General features: G+C 68.3%; 18 protein-coding genes. 10 read left to right on the forward strand and 8 right to left on the reverse strand.

The genetic code is table 11. The features are described from left to right. Positions 1 to 363 precede the first annotated feature (363 nt). From SCAB_RS15790 to SCAB_RS15810, 5 genes are all read left to right on the forward strand, one after another. Complete coding sequence (locus tag SCAB_RS15790; protein ID WP_231885027.1) at positions 364 to 1992, forward strand: DEAD/DEAH box helicase; 1629 nt, start codon at positions 364 to 366, stop codon at positions 1990 to 1992. After that, complete coding sequence (locus SCAB_RS15795) at positions 1977 to 3857, forward strand: ATP-binding protein (RefSeq protein ID WP_037729854.1); 1881 nt, start codon at positions 1977 to 1979, stop codon at positions 3855 to 3857. The genes SCAB_RS15790 and SCAB_RS15795 overlap by 16 nt, the downstream gene beginning before the upstream one ends. A gap of 2 nt (positions 3858 to 3859) precedes the next feature. After that, positions 3860 to 4759, forward strand: coding sequence for a phospholipase D family protein (locus SCAB_RS15800; protein ID WP_013001087.1), 900 nt, complete (start codon positions 3860 to 3862; stop codon positions 4757 to 4759). A gap of 411 nt (positions 4760 to 5170) precedes the next feature. Then, complete coding sequence (locus SCAB_RS48485; RefSeq protein ID WP_225615456.1) at positions 5171 to 5575, forward strand: hypothetical protein; 405 nt, start codon at positions 5171 to 5173, stop codon at positions 5573 to 5575. A gap of 211 nt (positions 5576 to 5786) precedes the next feature. Further along, the gene (locus SCAB_RS15810; RefSeq protein ID WP_037729926.1) at positions 5787 to 6587 is read left to right on the forward strand and encodes an adenine nucleotide alpha hydrolase family protein; all 801 of its coding nucleotides are present in this window, start codon (positions 5787 to 5789) and stop codon (positions 6585 to 6587) included. A gap of 112 nt (positions 6588 to 6699) precedes the next feature. On the opposite strand, the gene SCAB_RS15815 is transcribed toward SCAB_RS15810, so the two are convergent. From SCAB_RS15815 to ychF, 5 genes are all read right to left on the reverse strand, one after another. After that, complete coding sequence (locus tag SCAB_RS15815) at positions 6700 to 7551, reverse strand: hypothetical protein (RefSeq protein ID WP_037729855.1); 852 nt, start codon at positions 7549 to 7551, stop codon at positions 6700 to 6702. A 59-nt stretch (positions 7552 to 7610) separates the two neighbouring features. Then, on the reverse strand, positions 7611 to 9053 hold the full coding sequence (locus SCAB_RS15820) for a DNA phosphorothioation-associated putative methyltransferase (RefSeq protein ID WP_037729856.1): 1443 nt from the start codon (positions 9051 to 9053) through the stop codon (positions 7611 to 7613). A 372-nt stretch (positions 9054 to 9425) separates the two neighbouring features. After that, positions 9426 to 10361 (reverse strand): hypothetical protein, encoded by a 936-nt coding sequence (locus tag SCAB_RS15825; protein WP_148274206.1) that lies wholly within the window; start codon positions 10359 to 10361, stop codon positions 9426 to 9428. Positions 10362 to 11107: 746 nt separating this feature from the next. Then, a complete protein-coding gene (locus SCAB_RS15830) occupies positions 11108 to 11998 on the reverse strand; it encodes a DUF5655 domain-containing protein (RefSeq protein ID WP_037729858.1) in 891 nt (296 codons plus the stop codon). A 303-nt stretch (positions 11999 to 12301) separates the two neighbouring features. Further along, a complete protein-coding gene (ychF, locus tag SCAB_RS15835) occupies positions 12302 to 13390 on the reverse strand; it encodes a redox-regulated ATPase YchF (protein WP_013001094.1) in 1089 nt (362 codons plus the stop codon). A gap of 430 nt (positions 13391 to 13820) precedes the next feature. On the opposite strand from ychF, the gene SCAB_RS15840 reads away from it, so the two are divergent. Next, the gene (locus tag SCAB_RS15840; protein WP_037729859.1) at positions 13821 to 14426 is read left to right on the forward strand and encodes a DUF6542 domain-containing protein; all 606 of its coding nucleotides are present in this window, start codon (positions 13821 to 13823) and stop codon (positions 14424 to 14426) included. Between the two features lie 84 nt (positions 14427 to 14510). Here SCAB_RS15840 and ppgK read toward each other — a convergent pair whose 3' ends face one another. Together ppgK and SCAB_RS15850 are read right to left on the reverse strand one after the other, a co-directional pair. Then, positions 14511 to 15257 (reverse strand): polyphosphate--glucose phosphotransferase, encoded by a 747-nt coding sequence (gene ppgK / locus SCAB_RS15845; protein WP_013001096.1) that lies wholly within the window; start codon positions 15255 to 15257, stop codon positions 14511 to 14513. Between the two features lie 141 nt (positions 15258 to 15398). Beyond that, positions 15399 to 16400 (reverse strand): 4-hydroxy-3-methylbut-2-enyl diphosphate reductase, encoded by a 1002-nt coding sequence (locus SCAB_RS15850; RefSeq protein ID WP_013001097.1) that lies wholly within the window; start codon positions 16398 to 16400, stop codon positions 15399 to 15401. 241 nt (positions 16401 to 16641) lie between these two features. Here SCAB_RS15850 and xseA point away from each other — a divergent pair, with 241 nt between their 5' ends. The 3 genes from xseA to SCAB_RS15865 all read left to right on the forward strand — a co-directional run bounded on the left by xseA (position 16642) and on the right by SCAB_RS15865 (position 18997). Further along, entirely contained in the window at positions 16642 to 17868 is a 1227-nt protein-coding gene (xseA, locus tag SCAB_RS15855) for an exodeoxyribonuclease VII large subunit (protein ID WP_013001098.1), read from the forward strand. Positions 17869 to 17968: 100 nt separating this feature from the next. Continuing rightward, a complete protein-coding gene (locus tag SCAB_RS15860) occupies positions 17969 to 18253 on the forward strand; it encodes an exodeoxyribonuclease VII small subunit (RefSeq protein ID WP_013001099.1) in 285 nt (94 codons plus the stop codon). A 153-nt stretch (positions 18254 to 18406) separates the two neighbouring features. Further along, positions 18407 to 18997: a malonic semialdehyde reductase gene (locus tag SCAB_RS15865; RefSeq protein WP_013001100.1), complete on the forward strand. Its 591-nt coding sequence runs from the start codon at positions 18407 to 18409 to the stop codon at positions 18995 to 18997. 161 nt (positions 18998 to 19158) lie between these two features. Here SCAB_RS15865 and SCAB_RS15870 read toward each other — a convergent pair whose 3' ends face one another. Beyond that, entirely contained in the window at positions 19159 to 19677 is a 519-nt protein-coding gene (locus SCAB_RS15870) for a DUF4245 domain-containing protein (protein ID WP_078580118.1), read from the reverse strand. A 125-nt stretch (positions 19678 to 19802) separates the two neighbouring features. On the opposite strand from SCAB_RS15870, the gene glpX reads away from it, so the two are divergent. Next, a complete protein-coding gene (gene glpX, locus SCAB_RS15875) occupies positions 19803 to 20837 on the forward strand; it encodes a class II fructose-bisphosphatase (protein WP_005480703.1) in 1035 nt (344 codons plus the stop codon). Positions 20838 to 20958: the final 121 nt, after the last annotated feature.

Consider the following 20958-nt stretch of genomic DNA (forward strand, 5'->3'; position numbering starts at 1 on the left):
GTGATCCTATCCGCGAGCCGAGATCCACTCTTTGAATCACTCGAACGTGTGGTGTCGCAAGCCATTTATCGAACGAGTGTTCCATGATGCGTGGAAGGCGGACGCCTCACAGCGAGATCTACATCTTGGTCGAGCGCGCCGGGCAGGGAGCCGTCAAATGTCGCTCCTGGCTGGGCTTTTCGCCTATTGGCACCCCTGTTGTCAGTGGCCCCCTTTAGGGTGGTCCGCACGCTGCAGCGTTGAAGTCACAGCAACGTTGGGGCGGTGCTTGGCTTGCTCCAACTGGGGGTGGAACTTCATGACAACAGCCGCGTCGGCTGCGGACACGTGCGGGCTGGAGCCTGCCGCCGGGCAGGTGGGGCAGTGACCACCTGGTCACCAGGGATGTCCTTCAAGGCACTGCTCGCGGATGCGCCGATGGCGTACATCCGAGCGCATCTCGGCGAGCAGCTGTGCGCTCTGCTCGACCTGATCGAGGGAGGCACGGCAGGTGACGACCGCCTTCGGGCTGTCGCCCCCATCGCCATCGACGCCGAGCGTCTGGTCGCCGACGCTGCTGAGCGTACGGCCCTGATTGCCCTGGTTCCGAAGCCCAAGCAGGCGGAGTTGACTCAGCGCCTGGGCTCGCTGGGGGACGAGCAGGAGCCGCTGGACTACCTGCAGAGCCTGAAATGGACGGCCGACGAGCGCCGCGAGCTCCTGGAGTTCTTCGGCTTCACGATCGACCGGGTGCCATCCCTCCCGCCGGCGTTCAAGCAGGAGGCGGGGCCGGAGTACGGCTTGTTCCCGCATCAGCGTCAAGCTGCAGCACGGGTCAAGGAACTGTTGTACGACGGCTCACGGCGGACGGTGCTGCACCTCCCCACGGGTGTGGGCAAGACCCGAACGGGCATGAGCCTGATCTGCGACCATCTGCGGCAGCATGAGCCCACTGTGGTGGTGTGGCTGGCCCACGGTCAGGAACTGCTGGAGCAGGCCGCCGTCGAGTTCGAGCGCGCCTGGACGAAAGTAGGCGACCGACCGGTCCCCGTCCTGCGGGTCTGGGGCAACGCCTCGGCAGACCTTGCAGACATGACCGACGGGCTGGTCGTGCTCGGCCTGGAGAAGGCCGTCTCGGCGGCCAAGTCGGATCCGCAGTTCCTGGCCACTCTTGCAGCACGCAGCACGCTGACGGTCTTCGACGAGGCCCATCAGATCATCGCACCCACGTTCCAGCGAGTAGTCGATGAACTGACGATCCGTCACGATGCGAGTCTGCTGGGGCTGACCGCCACCCCGGGGCGCACGTGGGCCGACATCTCCAAAGATGAGGAGCTCTCCGACTACTTCTCCCGGCAGAAGGTCATGCTGGAGATCGAGGGCTACACGAACCCGGTCGCAGCCTTGATCGACCAGGGCTACCTGGCCAAGCCGCTGATGCGGACGGTTGCCTCCGAGGCCGGCATGCATCTGTCCGCCCGGGACCAGCAGCTCCTTGCACGGTCCTTCGATATCCCGGCCGCCATGATGGCCGAACTCGCGCGCGACGAGCAGTGGAACCTCAAGATCGTCCAGACGATCACGGAGCTGCTCCAGCAACAGCACCGGCGCATCCTGGTGTTCGCCGCCTCCGTGGACCACTGCCGGCTAATCGCAGCGGTGCTTTCCGCTGCGGGCTTCGATGCCGAGTTCGTGACGGGCGAGTCCTCCCCCCGGCACCGCAGCCAGGTCATCTCGCGATTCAAGGGGTCCGGCCGTCGCCCCATGGTGCTGTGCAACTTCGGTGTCCTGACGACTGGCTTCGACGCACCGGCCGCCAGCGCGGCAGTGATCGCCCGCCCGACCAAGTCCCTGGTGCTGTACAGCCAGATGGTCGGCCGCGTCATCCGCGGCCCGAAGGCCGGCGGCACGGACACCTGCGAAATCGTCACCGTCGTAAACCCGGAGCTTCCCGGGTTCGGCGACGTGGCAGAAGCATTCACCAACTGGGAAGACGTATGGGAGACAGCGTGACCAGCGACGGCAGCAACTACCGGATCGTCAGTCCTGCGCTGACCGTCAAGGCCATGCGGGACAGCGGCTATAAAAACACCGCATACGCCCTCGCCGAACTGATCGACAACAGCATCGACGCCAAGGCCACCCTCGTGGAGGTCTTCGCCTGCGAGAACCCCGTCCAGGTTGGCTCCCGGACCAGCCACCGTGTGGAGACCATCGCGGTCCTCGATAACGGCCATGGCATGGAAGCACAGCAGCTTCGGCGCGCTCTGAAGTACGGGGACGGGGACGGGGCGGACCCGGGCCGCATCGGCCGTTTCGGCATGGGCCTGCCCAACTCAAGCATGTCCCAGTGCACCCGGCTCGACGTGTGGTCCTGGACCAACGGTGCGGGCAACGCCATGTGGACCTACCTCAGCCTCGAAGAGATCGAGAAGGGAGAAACCGACGACGTCCCCGAGCCTGGACACTCCCCGCTGCCGGACTACTGGCGAGACCTGAGCGAGGGCCTTGGGGACACCGGCACGCTCGTCGTCTGGACCAACCTGGACAAGGTCAACTGGTACGGAGCCGCGGCCACCCTGAAGAACACCGCCGATCTGATCGGCCGGGTCTACCGGCACTACCTCGACAAGGGACGCGTCGACATCCGAATGGCCCCTGTCCGCGAGGGCAAGGTCGTTGACGGCGAGTACCACGCCGTGCCCAACGACCCTCTGTACCTGATGGCGCCGACATCCACGCCGGAGCCGTTCCACAACAAGCCGATGTTCATGCCGTTCTCGATGGGAAGCGAGTCTGAACCTGGTGTGATGCACTTCCCCGTGCTCCACGAGGGCAAGCGGCACAACATCACGGTCCGGGCCTCCATCGCCCGCCCGGAGGCCCGCCGTGCCGACGTCGAAGGCCACCCGTGGCCAGACAGCATCAGCCGTACAACCGACTCCGGCATCCTGCCGTGGGGCAAGCACGCCCGGCGCAACGTCGGAATCTCGCTCGTGCGTCAGGGCAGGGAACTGGACCTCGACGCCTCATGGGCCATCGGCTACGACCCGACGGAGCGGTGGTGGGGCATCGAGGTGGAGTTCCCGCCGGACCTCGATCCCATCTTCGGCGTGACCAACAATAAGCAGAGCGCCACCGTCTTCTCGTCCCTTGCGCACTTCGACTGGAAGGCGCACGCGGAGGCCGGCGAATCCTTCAAGGGCTTCAAGGAGCGCCTTGCCGAGCTCGGCGATCCGCGTCTGCCCTTGATCGACCTCGTGCTCTACCTGGAAGAGAAGCTGCTGCCAGCCATCCGGCGCCAGCTGAAGCAGCAGACGCTCGGGACCCGCAAGAGCAAAAAGCGGCATGACGATGACGTCGCTTCCAAGGTCACGGACGCCGTCAAGCGCCGCAGTGAGGAGGGCTACACCGGCAAGACCGACGAGCTCGACGAAGGAACGACCCCCGAGGCCAAGCGGCAGGAACAGGTCGAGGCCCTCACCCAGCGGCACCACCTGGACGAGGACACCGCCCAGTCCATGGTCGAAGAGTCCCTGGAGAAGGATCTGCGCGCGCGGTGGATCTCCAGCTTCCAGGACACCCCCGCCTTCTTCAGCATCGACCTCATGGCCGGCATGCTGCAGGTGATCTTCAACGAGAAGCATCCGCTGCACGCCCAGCTCATGGCCGTCCTCGAAGACGTCCCCGAGGACGCCGACGCCAACGAGCTGCGCGACCGGCTCGACCGTGCCGCCGACACCTTCAAGCTGCTGCTCTTCTCCTGGGCCCGGATGGAAGACGAGACTTACCCCGACCGCGACCGCGAGCGCATCGCCGACGCGCGGCGCGAGTGGGGCCGGTACGCCCGCGACTTCGTGGACGGGAAGGCCGACTGAGCGTGTCCGAACGTGGCCACATCTGGCGTCAGATCGAAGAATTGATGGCGGACGCCCATGGACGGGTAACCCTCGTGGCGCCCTTCATCAAACGAGAGGTTCTCGCGTCCGCGCTGTCCGCCCTCCCCGCCACCGTCGACGACATCGAGTGCATCACGCGCTGGGTCCCCGAAGAAGTGGCGGCCGGGGTATCCGATCCCGAGATCATCGAGCTCGCCGAGGAAGACAAAAGGCTGCGTATCGCGCTGTGCCCGACCCTGCATGCCAAGCTGTACCTCACCGGCGAGCGCTGCCTGATCGGGTCCGCCAACCTCACGGGCAAGGCAACGGGCCGCGCCGCCAACGCCAACATCGAGATCCTGGTGGAGGCGCCCTCCGCCCATCCCGAAATCGTCCGGGTACTGGCAGAGATCGAGGCCCGGGCGGTCGAGGCGACTCCCCACATGGCCGCCCTGGTCAGAAGTCAAGCCGAGCTACTGAAGGAGCATCGTCCGACCGCCTCTGACCAGCCACGGGAGGCCCAGCAGGGCTGGTATCCCGTCACGCGACGCCCTGACGCCCTCTACCCGTACTACTGCGGGCGAGCCCAGTTCGGACGCTCCGTCAAAGCAGCCATCGTGCGCGACCTCGCGCTCCTCGGCGTTCCGGCCGGCTTGTCCGAGGCGGAGTTCTCGGACTTGATCGAGAGCCGGCTGCGGGAGATCCCCGCCCTCCAGGCGCTCGTGGCCGGTGCCCGTCTGAGCAATGTGGAGTTGCAGCAAGCGCTGCAGGAAGAGACCGGCCTGACCGACGAGCAGGCACGAAGGACCACCGAGACCATCGCCGCATGGCTTCGCCACTTCGGCCGTTTCTATACCGATGTCGGGACATGGGAAATCCGGCACGGACAGGAGCTGAAGTAGCCCCCGGCAGTCACGACCGGCCTCGGCATCGAGGCCGGCTCCGGGGCAGACACCGGCCGGATGCGCCGGGCTGCCCGCAGGCCCGCCTAGGATCTCTGCAGACAGCCCGGCGAGGAGGCCATGCCCGCGTGGCAGTCACCTGGCAGGAACGTTGGTGTGGGGAAGGTGCTTATGTCGCAAGCGCGGGTCCCCTACCTGCTCGGGCACACTGAGATCGCGTCCCTCTTCGGGGTTGAGCGCCAGACGTCACAGAAGTGGCGCACAGAAGGCACCCTCCCAGAGCCTGACCTGGTCGCTTCAGGCAATCCGTACTGGTTGCTGGCGACAGTGCTTCAGATCAGCGGCGGCGACCGCCAGGCTGATCAGCAACGCCTGGCGGCCTATAGGGCCGGAATCCCTGAAGGTTACGACGTGCAGGCCAAGGAAGACCTACCTGTCGTCCTCGGTATCCAGGAAGTTGGCCGCGTCCTCGGTAGGGACGCCCAAGCCGTTTCCCGGTGGCGTAACCGTCGGCGGATCGCCGAGGCCGATCTGATGCTCTCCGGTTCCCCGCTGTGGCTGCTGGAAACCGTCCTGGCCGATGCACAGCAGCGGCAGCGGACCGTCGTCCCCACCGAGGTCGAAGACCTCCGCACGGGGCGGCGCGTCCCCCAGAAACCTCGAGGACGCAGACACGGCGCCTCCGCCGCGCCACCGCCCGAGGAGCCGCTCCCCGCCGCCCGGACGTTCTCCGCTGCCGACCAGACCGCCGCCGTCGAGTTCCTCGCATCGATGCTGGCCCAGGGTTACTCCGTCGTCATCAAGCCTCAGCGCTAGACCGCCGTTCCCGGCCGGTACGCGGTTGCCGACGCCCGCGGACGGCTCATGCCCTGTTCGCCAGCAGCTGGGAGAGAAACACTTGATTCTCGAATGGTCGATCCATACTGTCTCTCATATGTCGATCTTGCAGCAGCGCACCGGAGACCATCACGCCGATCCCACCGACTCCATCCCCAAGGCCGCTCCCCGCGAGCCCAACCGTCCTCCGATGAAGGTCGTTTCCTACGGAGGCGGTGTCCAGAGCACCGCCCTGCTCGTGCTGGCCGTTCAGCGAGAGATCGACTTCCGCACCTTTCTGTTCGCCAACGTCGGCGACGACAGCGAGCACCCCGCGACCCTCGACTACGTCCGCGAGATCGCCATCCCGTACGCCGCCCGTGCGGGACTGGACGTCCACGAACTCAAGCGCCGTCGCCGCGACGGGGCCACGGAAACGCTCATGCAGCGGCTGAACCGGCCGGACACTCGGTCGATCCCCATCCCGGTCCGCATGGCCAACGGCGCTCCTGGCCGCCGCAACTGCACCGCCGACTTCAAGATCAAGGTGGTCGGGCGGTGGCTTCGGGACCATGGCGCCACCGCGGAGGAGCCAGCGGCGGTCGGCATCGGCATCTCGGTCGACGAAATCCATCGCGCCAACCGCCGGCGGCGGGAAGCTCACGAGGTCATCGAATACCCCCTCCTCGATCTCGGGCTGCGCCGGGACGACTGCGAGCGCATCATCACCGAGGCCGGCCTGCCGGTACCGCCTAAGAGCTCCTGCTTCTTCTGCCCCTTCCGCACAGTCGGCGCCTGGCGCCACCAGCGTCGGCACGAGCCGGAGTTGTTCGCTCAGTCGGTCCGGCTGGAGGAGACAATCAACCAACGGCGGGCTGCACTCGGGCGGGATGCCGTCTATCTCACGAGGTACGGGATCCCGCTCACTCAAGCCATCCCCGATGAGAGCCCGGGGGAAGGCGACGCCGATGAGGATGAAGGTGCATGCGACTCCGGATGGTGCATGACCTGATAGGTGTCGAGCAGGCCACGACGGGTGGGCCTGAAGCCATGGCTTCGGGCCCACCCGTCGTTTTCCCCTGGGCTGCCGTCGTGATCGCTGCGGGCCACTGCCCGTGGCGGAATCAGAGCTCGGGCGGCTCGCCGGGCTGAAGGTGGAGCACGGAGAGGTACTCGCCGTAGGGCATCTCTTCATCCACCCAGCGGCTGCCGCCCGATGCGTCGGGAATCCACATGCCGTCGAGAAGGTACTTGTCGTCGAAGACGGCGACGCGGTCCTCCTGCACCGCTGCCGCCATCAGCAGCTGGATTCCCAGCAGCAGCACCGTGGAGGCTTCCTTGACCGCGCAGACCTCGCCGTGCCCGGTGGGAAAGACCTTCCCGTCCGCGTCGCTGTCCGGCTCGAGGATGGCGGCACGGCCCCGGACTGCCATGTCGTGCAAGGCAATCGCCTGGGTGACCGCTGCCGCCACCGGCGTGCCGACGCCCAGAACCCCGTCCGGCGCATGCATCCGCAGATGATCGGCGACCGCGCGTGCATGCACCAGCCATGAGTCGCCGTGGTGGTGCAGTCGCTGTTCTGCGGCCTCGACGGCCAGTCCAGGCTCGGAAGTACCCGGGTGCAGCAGCCGGACGAATCCTTCAAGTGCTACGCGCAGGTAGCCGAGACGGACCTGATGTCGCTGCCACTCCTCCATCATCTCGGTCCAGACGGCGTCGAAGTCGAGGCCGGCCGAGCACATTCCGCCGTCGTCGTAGGACATGTCGAACGTCACCGTGCGCAGGCCCTGCGCGAGGCGCAGCCACTTGTAGGCCGTATCCCAGCTGTTCTGTGCCCCGGGGAGGGCGGTGACGGCGGAGGCGTGCTCCACCCAGTCGGTGAGTTCACGGACGTGGTCCTCGGGCTCGGACAGCGCGAGGGTGGACAGCGTGCGGTATGAGGGCAGGCAGGGGCCCTCCATCCGGGTAGTGGTCACGGGTGGAGCGTGGCACACGGCACTGACAATCGCTCCGGTGTCGAGAGCCTATGTGACGCTCAGGTGCTGGCTGTGCGGCGTACGAGCCGGTGGCCTCGCAACTCCCGCTCGCAGCGTACGAGTTCGCGTTCCCAGCCTTCTTCCGTGCCGATCAGGTGCGGGCTCTCGTAGAGGCCGGCGCGAACCTCGGCGTCCGTGAGCCTCCGGTATTTGGGTGCGTCGGGATCGTCCTCGGCAAGGAACTCGTGCTTGCGGTGCAGCAGGGGACGGTTGGTGGAGTCCGCGTACGAGGTGAAGGAGGACTTGAGGGTCTTCAGGTCGACGGCGTACGACGCCGCGAGACGCGGGTGGGGGTCCGTGTCGAACTCGGGGTAGTCGAGCCAGCTGACGCCACGGCCCTGGTGGCGGAGCTTGACGACGGACCACTCGCCGGGACGGCCGGCAGCGATGCTCGCGCACTGCTCGTACAGGCGCAGCACGGCCGGGATCCGGTGAAGTGCGCGGCGGTGCACGTACAGGGCGGTCGCGGTGAATTTGCCGGCGATCGATCCGTTCATCGCGCGGCGGACGTATGCGTCGTCACGCAGCTTGAACAGCAGGCGATCGGCTCGCTGGCACGCCTCGGTGTACGAGGGGAAGAACGCGCGGATGTCCAGTTGTACGGGCAGGGGCAGACTGCTCACGGGGCCTCGGCCATGGAACAGCTCCAAAGCGAGGAACTGCAGCGTGTCAAGGGCTCCGCGTTCGGCGCTCCGTTCCACCTTCACGGGGTCGGCTTCCTGCTCGGCAAGCCGCTTCAGTTCAGCAGGGCGCAGGTGGCCGAGGAGGCTGATGATGGGCTGCGGCATTTCCTCAAGCTGAGGCATCCGGCCCCGCTGTTCGAGATGATCAACCACCGAAGTGATCGCCGAGGCGGTGTCCTCGGACGCCAGCCACCCCCCGTCCGGGGCAACCTGGCGGGCGAGGTAGCTCAGGCGGGCCGCATCGTCCTTGAAGGCATAGACGATGCCCGGCGCCGCCGACAGGCAGCGGACGCCTGTGGCCTCCTCAACGTAGTCGCGAAGCTCGCCGGCGGCGTAGAGGTGTTGGAAGGTACGGCGCTGAGTGAGGATGCCGTCGCCATACTCCGTGCCTTTGATCTGGTTGCGCTCCCACCTCAACCGGGCGGACACCACGAGCACGGATTTGGCGAGATTCCAGGCGCGGAGGAGCGTCTCTCGTCGTTCAGCGGGGTTCTCAATGACGTTCAGGACATAGGTGAGAAGGACTACCTCGGCAGGCTCACGCCGTCCATCCGGGAAATGCACCGGGTCCCACCCTGCGGCCTCAAGGCCAAGGTGCTGCAGAGCCCGTACATCGCCGCCACGTCCGCACCCGTAGTCCAGTACACCCACGTCTGGTTCCAGCTGAAGGTCGCCAACTGCACGACGGGCCGGTAGCGAGAGGCCGACGCGGCCAATGGCGGTCCGATGCCTCTGGCTGCTCCAAAGCTGCTGTGTCATCGGTGTCCCCTGATTCCACGGACAGGCCAGTATGCGACAGCACCGAACCTTACGTGACGCCCGCTTCGGCTACCGGGCTTACCCGGAGCCACGCCTCCCAGCTACCCACGGACGTTGCCGCGATCGCGGAATTCGACTCCGAGTACTTGTTGCGACGTTGCTCGATAGTTGGCCTCTTTGATCGCTACTCGGCCAGAGACGGTCGTAGCCCGGCCTCACTGCGGCCCACAGCAGCGGCTACGGGTACCCGCGGTACTGATCCTCACGTGCGACACCGGCCCGTTCGCCGAGGGCGATGCGCCCACCCCACGTCGCCGCGCCGAGTCCAGATCACAGTGCTGTGGTCGTTTGGCTCCGCTGCCCCGCCGGGATCTAGTCGGCGTCAGTCTCTGTCAGCAGTCGTTCCAACTCTGCGTTGCCGTCATCGCTTCGCAGCTGCTTGAACAGGTCCTTCAGGGCTTCTGCCTCTGGTTGCCGACGTTCCGCCAATTGCCACCACAACTCGTACACCTCTCTGGGGGTACGGCTGCGCGCAATGGCCATCAACAAGGAATGGACACGCCACTCCTCCTTGAAAAAGCGCCACACGAGCTCGCTCAGATCGTGAAACGGCAGGTTCTGCGCCGACACTTCGATAAGGCGCTGAGCGGTCTCATGCAGGCCCGCCATCCGCAGTTGTTCGACCAGGCGGATGATCATCATGGCGTCGCTCAGCCGGACAAGGCCCGTAAGGAATGCCTCGACGCCTTCGTCGGCCCCGACCTGGCACAGATGCCGCGCGATGTCCCTAGGCGATCGGCTGGCGAACTGCCTGACATCTAGTACGGCCTGGTCGTCGTCGCTGTGGGGGAGCGACGCAGAGCTGCTGTTGCGCACATCGAGGCCCGGTCGGAAGGGCTTCCAGGGGTCAAGGCCGGCCACCACGCGCCAAAGCCTTGAGAACCGGTCGGCTTCCGCATCCGCATCGCGGGCCGGCCGAGCCATGCTGGCAAGCACCAGCACAATCGCGACGACGACCGAACAACTGGCGCTGTCCCCCCTGCCGGTGAGGACTTGCCGTATGCGTTCGTGGCTCACCGTGGTGGGGGCAGCGTCGTGACCGGTGATGGCCTTGCTGATGTCGCGCAGACTCGGGCAGCCCGCTGCGACATACAACTCGTACATGCCGACGGTGAGTTCCCTAAGCGGCCCCGCCGGGAGTTCTTCCTCGCCGGGAAGAGTCACCATTCGCCTCGGCATGAACACTCCCTTGTCAACTGGCGTCAACTCGCCAAGACCAGATTTCCGTGCGCGGACTTCTTTCGTCAACCGGTATCACCTCCCGTCCCCCCGGTGGCGCCCCGACCGACGCTGGTCATAGGGGGGCGACGCGACGACCTCCCTTCGATCAGCAGGAGGGAACAGGACATGAGGCTGCCGGGGAAAAAAACAGATGGGGCTTGTCCGCATCTATGTCGCTGAGCGAGGCCGGGCAGGAACGGCCGTGATCCGTAACGTCGGCAACTGGCTGGCCACACCCCCTGGCATGGCTGCACTGACGGGCTGCCAGACAGCGGTCACCATCATCAATTGGCTGGGGAACTGACGCCACCGACGAAACGTGAATACGTCGTTGCGAGCGGCGGGCTGGGGCTACTGAAGCGGCACCACGCCTCGGCCCGCTTCCATGCGGCCTTTCGGGGCTCGGCGGCCTGAACCATGCCCCGGACATCGCTCGTACACAAACAACAACCACTGCAGCGGAGGTCGCCCGTTCAATAGCGGCAGGTGGAGGTTCCCAGCGGCCTAGGCCCGTTGAGTTAGGTGATCCGTTCCGTCGGTCGGGAGACACTGCCTTGAACCACGGGGAGCTGATGACGGCCCGAGGCAGATGAACGCCCTCTGCTTTCGAAGCGAGGCAACATAGCGTGGTATCGCCGGTTGGCCAAACCGGCGATACCACGCATCATTGATGGTCCACCGCCACTACCTGTCATCTACATCGGAAGGCACAACCCCCACCACATCCACAGCGGCCGAGTTCCGCATCCGCTCATGTCAAAGCGCGCTGGAGGTTACGCCGCCGCGTAGCTGGCGCGGAAGACGCCCATAGCCCGCTCCAGGTCCCGCTCAGAGCGCAACTGCACCTCCAAGTCACCCGTACCGTGGTGGCCGAGTTCCGTCACATCCCGGGTGAAGCCGGGAATGAGGTCCACCTCCTTCGGGTCGACCTTGAGGTAGACGAGGAGCTTCGTCTTCTGGGGCGGGCAGACGCAGGCGAAGTTCCGCAGGCGCTGATACGCCCGGTACTGCTTGCGCTGCACCCGGCTGACGCCATCCCCGAGACCGAGCAGCACCTCATCGACCACCTCCGCCAGCTCTGCCAGCGCTCCGCCCTGCCCGCGGACAGGCGGCAGCCCGACCGCGCCCCGGCGAACCGGCCTCGCGGCCGATGTCCGCCCGGTGACGGAAGCCACGGTCTCAAGTCCGATGAGGTCCTTGTCGAAGAACCGGTAGCGAACCAGGTCGATGCTGCGCCGGTGCTCGCGTACCGCGTGCGCGTCGTAGCGGGTGAAGTCGCCGGCGACGCAGATCAGCCGGGGTGCGCTCCACAGGACCTGGGACGCGGCCGATGCCCCGAGCCGGTCGCGGACCAGGTTCCGGAAGGCGTCCTTGTGAGCCATCAGCCACGACATGTAGTAGAGGCCCTGGTTGATCACTCCGGCATCGGTGCCGCGCTTGTACTCCACGACCACCGGCGCCCCGTTCTCATCGAGCCCCAACGAGTCGATCCGTCCGCCATCAGCACAGTCAATGACGTACTCGCTCGCCAGAAACCGCACCCCCAGCATCGCCTCCATGTGCGCCTCGACGAGGCCCTGCACATCCGCCTCGACCTCGGCAAGACGCGGCGTGACCTCGGTCACGCCGCTGTTCGTCATGTGGAACAACTTCAGGCCCGACACCTTCCCCTCCTCGACTCGAAGATCGAGAACGTCAGGAAGGGGCAAGATTGTTTCCGTGAGCCCCTGCGGGCGAGTGAAGAAGTCATGTGCGGGGCTACTAGACCGCATCTGTTTTCCCCATGCGGAGCTACGCCCACAGGTCAGCACAGAACCAGCACGGGAGGGCTGATGTGGGGTGATGAGAGGTGCTCACAGGTCAGCACCAAGTCAGCACGGGGACGAGAAAGGGGCCTGCCTCCGAAGAGACAGACCCCACCTGAACTGCACATTTGCAAGATCAGCTAAGTCGTGGTAAGTCACCCGCTAGACATTGAAGCGGAACTCGACCACGTCCCCGTCCTGCATCACGTAGTCCTTGCCCTCCATGCGGGCCTTGCCCTTGGCGCGGGCCTCGGCGACCGAGCCCGTTTCGACGAGGTCGGCGAAGGAGATGACCTCGGCCTTGATGAAGCCCTTCTGGAAGTCGGTGTGGATGACACCGGCGGCCTCGGGGGCGGTGGCGCCCTTCTTGATGGTCCAGGCGCGGGATTCCTTGGGGCCGGCCGTGAGGTAGGTCTGCAGGCCCAGGGTGTCGAAGCCGACGCGGGCGAGGGTGGCGAGGCCCGGCTCCTCGGCGCCGACCGACTCCAGCAGCTCCATCGCGTCCGCCTCGTCCAGCTCGGCGAGGTCCTGCTCCAGCTTGGCGTTGAGGAAGATCGCCTCGGCGGGGGCCACCAGCGCGCGCTGCTCGTTCTTGAAGTCCTCGTCGGTCAGCTCGTCCTCGTCGACGTTGAAGACGTACAGGAACGGCTTGGTGGTGAGCAGGTGCAGGTCGTGGAGGAGTTCCTCGTTGCCGGAGCCCTGCACGATGCCCTGCGAGAAGAGGGTGTCGCCCTTCTCCAGGATCTCCTTGGCGGCCTCGACCGCGGCGACCTTCGGGGCGATGTCCTTCTTGATGCGGGACTCCTTCGCCAGGCGCGGCAGGACCTTCTCGATGGTCTGCAGGTCGGCGAGGATCAGCTCGGTGTTGATCGTCTCGATGTCGTCCTTGGGCGAGACCTTGCCGTCGACGTGCACGACGTTCTCGTCCTGGAAGGCACGGATGACCTGGCAGATCGCGTCCGACTCGCGGATGTTCGCGAGGAACTTGTTGCCGAGGCCCTCGCCCTCGCTGGCGCCGCGCACGATGCCCGCGATGTCGACGAAGTCGACGGTCGCCGGGAGGACGCGCTGCGAGCTGAAGATCTCGGCCAGCTTGGTCAGACGCTCGTCGGGGACGCCCACCACGCCCACGTTCGGCTCGATCGTGGCGAACGGGTAGTTGGCCGCCAGCACGTCGTTCTTGGTCAGGGCGTTGAACAGGGTCGACTTGCCGACGTTGGGCAGACCGACGATTCCGATCGTGAGCGACACGTTTACGACTTCCCGTACGTAGGAGGGCCAGGCGGCCGGGGGCTGAAGCGGCGGGGCCTGGGGCCTGAGGCCAGTCCGGCGGATCGTGCCCCAGCGGCCGGAGGGCCGGCCGATCCCCCAGTTTACGGCGTGCCGCCACCCGCTCCGGCGAGGTATCGAACGCTTGGCCAAGGTCCGCTCAACGGCGTGTCTGTGAACCCATTCGGCACATTAACCGACCTAAGTTGGACGAGTGGAGCAGCAGCAGAGGACGCAGTCCCCGCACACCCCTCGCACCGGGCCGCGGCCGGGCGTCCCGCCCCTTCCCCCGCAGGCGGGGAGAGCGGGACGGGTCCCCGGCGCGGACGTGCCCGCTCGCGCCCCGGTCGCGCGCGGGCCCGTACCACCACCGGTCCAAGCCGTGCGGAGCGTGGCGCGGGCCGTGCGCCGGATGCCGAATCCGCGCCTCACCGATCTGGGCTGCGGGCTGTTCTGCGGGCTGGCGATGTTCGTGCTCGCCGGCCTCGACCGACTGTTGTTCGGTGCGTCGACGGCCCTGTACGGGGTGCTGTTCCTGCTGGTCAGCGCATTGACGGCAGTGTGGGTGCGGCGCGGGGACCTGGCGAGCGCTCCCGTCGTCGTACCGATCGCCTACGCGGCCGGTCTGCCGCTGCTGGCCGAGGGCGAGGGCGGCCTCGGCGGGCATCTGATGGCCCTGGTCACCGCCCTCGCCATGCAGGCGGGCTGGCTGTACGGCGGCACGCTGGTCGCCGGGGTCATCGTGACCGTGCGCAAGCTCCGGCTGATGGCCCGGCGGGCCGCCGAGCGGGAGAGGGAGCGGGGACGCGAGCGGCACGGCCGGGAGGACCGGGGCGGCCGGGAGGTCCGGGGCCGGGCGCGGGTCGGGGGGCAGGGCGGGCCGGCCCGGGACGGGGACGTCCGGGGCCGGGCGGCCGCCGGTGTCCGTCCCCGGGCCTCGTACGACCGCGGGCCGGCCGGGCCGCGGGCGCCGAGGCCCCCGGCCCAGCCGCACGGCTCCGTCTCCCGGGGGCGCTGACCGACGCGGCGGCAGGCGGGCGGGAGCCCCGTCCGCCGGTCGGCGCCCGATGCCCGATCGGACGCCTGCGCGCCCGTCGTCGTCCTAGCCGGCCTTCGCCGCCCGCATCGCCGCGCCCACGATGCCCGCGTTGTTCTGCAGCTGGGCCGGGACGATCTCCGCCCTGATGCCTTCGATGAGGTGCAGGAACTTCGCCGACTTGCGGCTGACGCCGCCGCCGATGATGAAGAGCTCGGGTGAGAAGAGCATCTCGACGTGGGCGAGGTACTTGGTGACGCGCTTGGCCCAGTGCTCCCAGGTCAGCTCGTGGTCCTCCTTGGCCTTGGTGGAGGCGCGGGTCTCGGCGTCGTGGCCGTGCAGCTCCAGGTGGCCCAGCTCGGTGTTGGGGACGAGGACGCCGTCGGAGAAGACGGCGCTGCCGATGCCCGTGCCGAAGGTGAGCAGGATGACCGTGCCCTGCCGGTCGCGCCCGGCGCCGAACTGGACCTCGGCCACGCCCGCCGCGTCCGCGTCGTTGACCACGGTCACCGGCAGGCCGCCGATCCGCTCGCTCAGCAGGGCGGCCGCGTCGACGTCGATCCAGCTCTTGTCGACGTTGGCCGCCGTCCGGATCGTGGCGCCGCCGGTGACCACGCCGGGGAAGGTGATGCCGACCGGGCCGGTCCAGCCGAAGTGGCCGACGACCTCCTTGACCCCGTCGGCGACCGCGTCGGGCGTCGCCGGGTGCGGGGTCAGCACCTTGTGTCGCTCGTCCGCCAGGTCGCCCAGGTCCAGGTCCACGGGAGCGCCCTTGATCCCGGAACCACCGATGTCCACGCCGAAGATGTGCATGGCCCTACGTTACGTCGTACGACTGTCCGTCACGTTGCCGAGGTGTCCCGGCCGCCGCCGGGGGCCGGATCCTCACGTCCCGGTACGCGTACGGCCCCGGAACCTTCACGTTCCGGGGCCGTACGGCGGGTGTTCCGACGGTCAGGCGCCCTGTCCGGTGCGCTCGGCGACCAGGGCCGCGGCCTCTTCGCGCAGGTCACGGCGGAGTTCCTTGGGCAGGGAGAAGGTGATCGACTCCTCGGCCGCCTTGACCAGCTCGACGTCCCCGTAGCCGCGCTCGGAGAGCCATTCGAGGACCTCTTCGACGAGGATCTCCGGCACGGAGGCACCCGAGGTGACGCCGACGGTCTCCACGCCCTCCAGCCATGCCTCGTCGATCTCGCTCGCGAAGTCCACGAGGTACGCCTCGCGGGAGCCGGCGAGCTTGGCGACCTCGACGAGGCGGACCGAGTTGGAGGAGTTGCGGGAGCCGACCACGATGACCAGCTGCGCCTGGGCGCCCATCTGCTTCACGGCGAGCTGGCGGTTCTGGGTGGCGTAGCAGATGTCGTCGCTGGGCGGCGAGACGAGCAGCGGGAACTTCTCCTTGAGCGCGCCGACCGTCTCCATCGTCTCGTCGACGGAGAGGGTGGTCTGCGAGAGCCAGACGATCTTCGACGGGTCGCGGACCTCGACCTTGGCGACGTCCTCGGGGCCGTCGACCAGCTGGATGTGGTCCGGCGCCTCGCCCGACGTGCCGATGACCTCCTCGTGGCCCTCGTGCCCGATCAGGAGGATGTCGAAGTCGTCGTTGGCGTACCGGATCGCTTCCTTGTGGACCTTGGTGACCAGCGGGCAGGTCGCGTCGATGGTGGCGAGCTTGCCGCGCGCGGCCTCGTCGTGGACGGTCGGGGCGACGCCGTGCGCCGAGAACATGACGATGTTCCCCTCGGGGACCTCCTCCGTCTGCTCGACGAAGATGGCGCCCTTCCGCTCCAGCGTCTGCACGACGTACTTGTTGTGGACGATCTCGTGGCGGACGTAGATCGGGGCCCCGTACTGCTCCAGGGCCTTCTCGACGGCGATCACCGCGCGGTCGACACCCGCGCAGTAGCCGCGCGGGGCGGCGAGGAGGACACGGCGGCGGCCAGGCGAAGCGGTCATGTCTCCATCGTAGGGGGTTCCCCGGCGGGGCCTCGGCCGACGGGGGGTGGGGCCCCTGTGCGTCGGCGGCCGCCGGCCCGGTGGGGCTTCTCGCGCAGTTCCCCGCACCCCTGCCTTCCAGGGGCGCGGGGAACTGCGCGAGCAACCACGAACCACCCGCGGCCGCCGACACACAGGCACCCCCACCCCCCTCCCGCGCTCGTCGGCATCCATGTCGGTGCTCCCCGCTACGCTCGGCCGCATGGCACTCAACACGTCCGCCGAATCCCCCCTCCCCGTCGGCGAGGTCTCCCGCCTCATCGGCGGCTGGATCGACCGGCTCGGCGCGGTGTGGGTCGAGGGGCAGATCACGCAGCTGTCGCGGCGTCCGGGCGCGGGCGTCGTGTTCCTCACGCTGCGGGACCCGTCGCACGACATCTCCGTGGGGGTGACCTGCTACCGCCAGGTGTTCGACACGGTGGCCGACGTGGTCGGCGAGGGCGCCCGGGTCGTCGTCCTGGCGAAGCCCGAGTGGTACGCGCCGCGCGGCCAGCTGTCACTGCGGGCCACGGAGATAAAGCCGGTCGGGGTCGGTGAACTGCTGGCCCGGCTGGAACAGTTGAAGAAGTCGCTGGCCGCGGAGGGCCTGTTCGCGCCGGAGCGGAAGAAGACGCTGCCCTTTCTGCCCCAGCTGATCGGACTGGTGTGCGGCCGGGCCTCCGCGGCCGAGCGGGACGTGCTGGAGAACGCCCGGCGGCGCTGGCCGGCCGTCCGCTTCGAGGTGCGCAACGTCGCGGTGCAGGGGGTGCACGCGGTGCCGCAGGTCGTGCGGGCCGTCAAGGAGCTGGACGCGCTGGACGACGTGGACGTCATCGTCGTGGCGCGCGGCGGCGGCAGTGTGGAGGACCTCCTGCCGTTCTCCGACGAGCAGCTCGTACGGGCGGTCGCGTCCTGTCGTACGCCGGTCGTGTCGGCGATCGGGCACGAGCCGGACACCCCGCTGCTGGACTATGTGGCGGACCTGCGCGCGTCCACGCCGACCGACGCGGCCAAGAAGGTCGTGCCGGACGTGGGCGAGGAGTACGAGCGGGTGCGGTGGCTGCGGGACCGGGCGCGCCGCTGTGTGGAGGCGTTCGTGGAGCGGGAGGAGCGGGGGCTCGCACACGCCCTCGCGCGCCCCTCGATGGAGGATCCGCACCGCATGATCGACGAGCGCGCCGACCACGTGGCCTCGCTGCTCGACCGGGGCCGCCGCTGCCTCGGGCACCATCTGGACCGTGCGGTCTCGGAGTTGACGCACACGCACGCGCGCGTGGTGGCCCTGTCCCCGGCGGCGACGCTCCAGCGGGGGTACGCGGTGCTGCAGAGGGCCGACGGCCATGTGGTCCGCGCGCCGGACGAGGCCGGGCCGGACGAGCCGCTGCGGGCGCGGGTGGCCGGGGGCGAGTTCGTCGTCCGGGTCGAGGGAACGGGGACGGTCGCCGACTGAACGGCCACGGGCGTCGACGGAACGGGCACGGGCGTCGACGGAACGGGCACGGGTGTCGACGGAACAGGGACTGTCGGAGGGGACGCATAGGGTGGGCCGCATGACCAGCAACGTGAGCGAGGCCGACGGGACCACCCGGGCGGCCGGGGCCTCGGAGACCGAGCGCGCCCTGGGGTACGAGCAGGCGCGGGACGAGCTGATCGACGTCGTCCGCCGTCTGGAGGCGGGCGGCACGACGCTGGAGGAGTCCCTCGCCCTCTGGGAGCGGGGCGAGGAGCTGGCGAAGGTCTGCCGCCGCTGGCTGGACGGGGCGCGGGAGCGGCTGGACGCGGCGCTGGCGGAGGACGGCGAGGGTGGCGCGGAGGACGACGGCCGGGCCGGATGACTCCGGCCCGTGGAGCCCGTGGAGCCCGTGGAACACGGGCCCGTGCACCGAGGTGGTGTGAAGCGGATCACCACGCCACAGCTTTGGTTGAACTTTGAACTTCCTTCGCGTAAGGTCGAGGCCGTACACCTCACATCGCACGAAGGTTGACTGATGTCCCTCGTTCTCGACCCCGCCGCCCAGGACCTGCTCTTCCGTGAGGCCCACACCGCGAACACGTTCACCGACGAGCCGGTGACCGAGGAGCAGGTGCAGGCGATCTACGACCTGGTCAAGTACGGTCCGACCGCGTTCAACCAGACGCCGCTGCGCATCGTGCTGGTCCGCTCCGCCGAGGCCCGTGAGCGTCTGGTGCCGCACATGGCCGAGGGCAACCAGGCCAAGACGGCCACCGCCCCGCTGGTCGCCATCCTCGCCGCGGACAACGAGTTCCACCAGGAACTGCCGACGCTGTTCCCGGCGTTCCCGCAGGCCAAGGACCTCTTCTTCGCCGAGCGCGCGGCCCGCGAGTCGGCCGCCGGCATGAACGCCGCCCTCCAGGCCGCGTACTTCATCATCGGCGTCCGCGCCGCCGGCCTGGCCGCCGGACCGATGACCGGCTTCGACTTCGCCGGCGTCCAGAAGGAGTTCCTGGACGACGACCACACCCCGCTGATGGTGGTCAACATCGGCAGGCCCGGCGAGGGCGCGTCCTACCCGCGCTCCCCGCGCCTCGACTTCGACCACGTCGTCACCACGGTCTGAGTCCCGGCACCGCCACATGACGAAGGGCCCCGGCGATCCCGCCGGGGCCCTTCGTCGTGTTCACGTCCGCCGCGGGGGCGGGTCACCGTCCGCACCGTTCCCGGCGGGTCACCGTCCGCACCGTTCCCGGCGGGGGACCGTCCGCGCCGCCCCTCGCGCCGTCACTCCGTCCGGAGCGCCTCGGCCATCTTGGTCAGCCGGTCGAACGACGCGGAGCCCGTGACCACGGTCGTGGAACCCTCTCCGCGCAGGACGAGGGCGTCGTAGCGGTCGCCCTCGTACCGGGTCCAGGTCCGGTCGCCGATCTCCTGCGTGGTGCCGGTCTTCCGCGCGTCCTGGGTGGCGTCCTCGATGAACCGGGAGGGCTTCTCGGCCGACTGTTCGACCGCCACGTAATCACCGTCGGGGTCGTGGAAGCCGAGGTGCCAGTGGTCCGACTCGTCGCCCCGGAAGCGGACGGAGGTCGCCTTCCAGGTCTGCGGCAGCCCTTCGGGCGCGGCCACCGGGTAGGAGGCCGCGCGACGCGCCGTCAGCAGTTCGACGCGGTAGTCGACGCGCTTCTGTTCCCGCTCGGTCTCGTCGTGCGGGATGAAGAGATAGATGACCCATGCCGCCAGCACGATGAGCCCCAGGGAGAGGACCATGTCGCGAACGGTCTGCTTGCCTTTCGTACCTGCCACGTCCTCATCGTCGCAGGTGCACCGGCCCGCTCATCCGTGGGGTCCCCTGCTCATTTTGTCGGACTGACGATAGAGTCGGGCAGAACCCTCGTCCGGCCGTCGTCGTATCAGAAAGGTGCGCTCCGATGACCGAGAATCATCAGCTGCCGTCCGAACTGGAAGTCCCCTCCGAGGCTCCCGACCGCAACCTCGCCCTGGAACTGGTCCGGGTGACCGAGGCGGCCGCGATGGCGGCGGGCCGCTGGGTCGGCCGCGGAGACAAGAACGGGGCGGACGGAGCCGCCGTGCGCGCGATGCGCACCCTCGTCTCCACCGTGTCGATGAACGGCGTCGTCGTGATCGGGGAGGGCGAGAAGGACGAGGCCCCGATGCTCTTCAACGGCGAGCGCGTCGGCGACGGCACCGGTCCGGAGTGCGACATCGCCGTCGACCCGATCGACGGGACGACGCTCACGGCCAAGGGCATGACCAACGCGATCGCCGTGCTCGCGGCCGCCGACCGGGGCACGATGTTCGACCCCTCGGCCGTCTTCTACATGGACAAGCTGGTCACCGGGCCCGAGGCGGCCGACTTCGTCGACATCGACGCGCCGATCTCCGTGAACATCCGCCGGGTCGCCAAGGCCAAGCGGTCGGCGCCGGACGACGTGACCGTGGTCATCCTGGACCGGCCCCGGCACGAAGGGATCATCAAGGAGATCCGCGAGGCCGGAGCACGGATCAAGCTGATCTCCGACGGTGACGTCGCGGGGTCGATCCTGGCGCTGCGGGAGGGCACCGGTGTCGATCTGCTGCTCGGGGTGGGCGGCACGCCCGAGGGCATCATCTCCGCCTGTGCGGTGAAGTGCCTCGGCGGCACGATCCAGGGCAAGTTGTGGCCGAAGGACGACGCGGAGCGGCAGCGGGCGATCGACGCGGGCCACGACCTCGACCGGGTGCTGACCACGGACGACCTGGTCTCCGGCGAGAACGTGTTCTTCGTGGCGACCGGCATCACGGACGGGGAGCTGCTGCGGGGCGTGCGGTACCGGTCGGAGACGGCGACGACCGACTCGATCGTGATGCGGTCGAAGTCGGGCACGGTGCGGCGGATCGACTCGACTCACCGGCTGAGCAAGCTGCGGGCCTACAGCTCGATCGACTTCGAGAAGGCCAAGTAGCTCCGCCGGCTCGGCAGGGGGTAGCCAAGGCCGCGGTCGGTTGTGAGCTGCGGGTACGTCGTGGCCGGTCGCGCAGTTCCCCGCGCCCCTGACGGGGCGCGCCGCCCCTCGACAATCAGCA

This window comes from Streptomyces scabiei 87.22, assembly GCF_000091305.1.
GTDB lineage: Bacteria > Actinomycetota > Actinomycetes > Streptomycetales > Streptomycetaceae > Streptomyces > Streptomyces scabiei.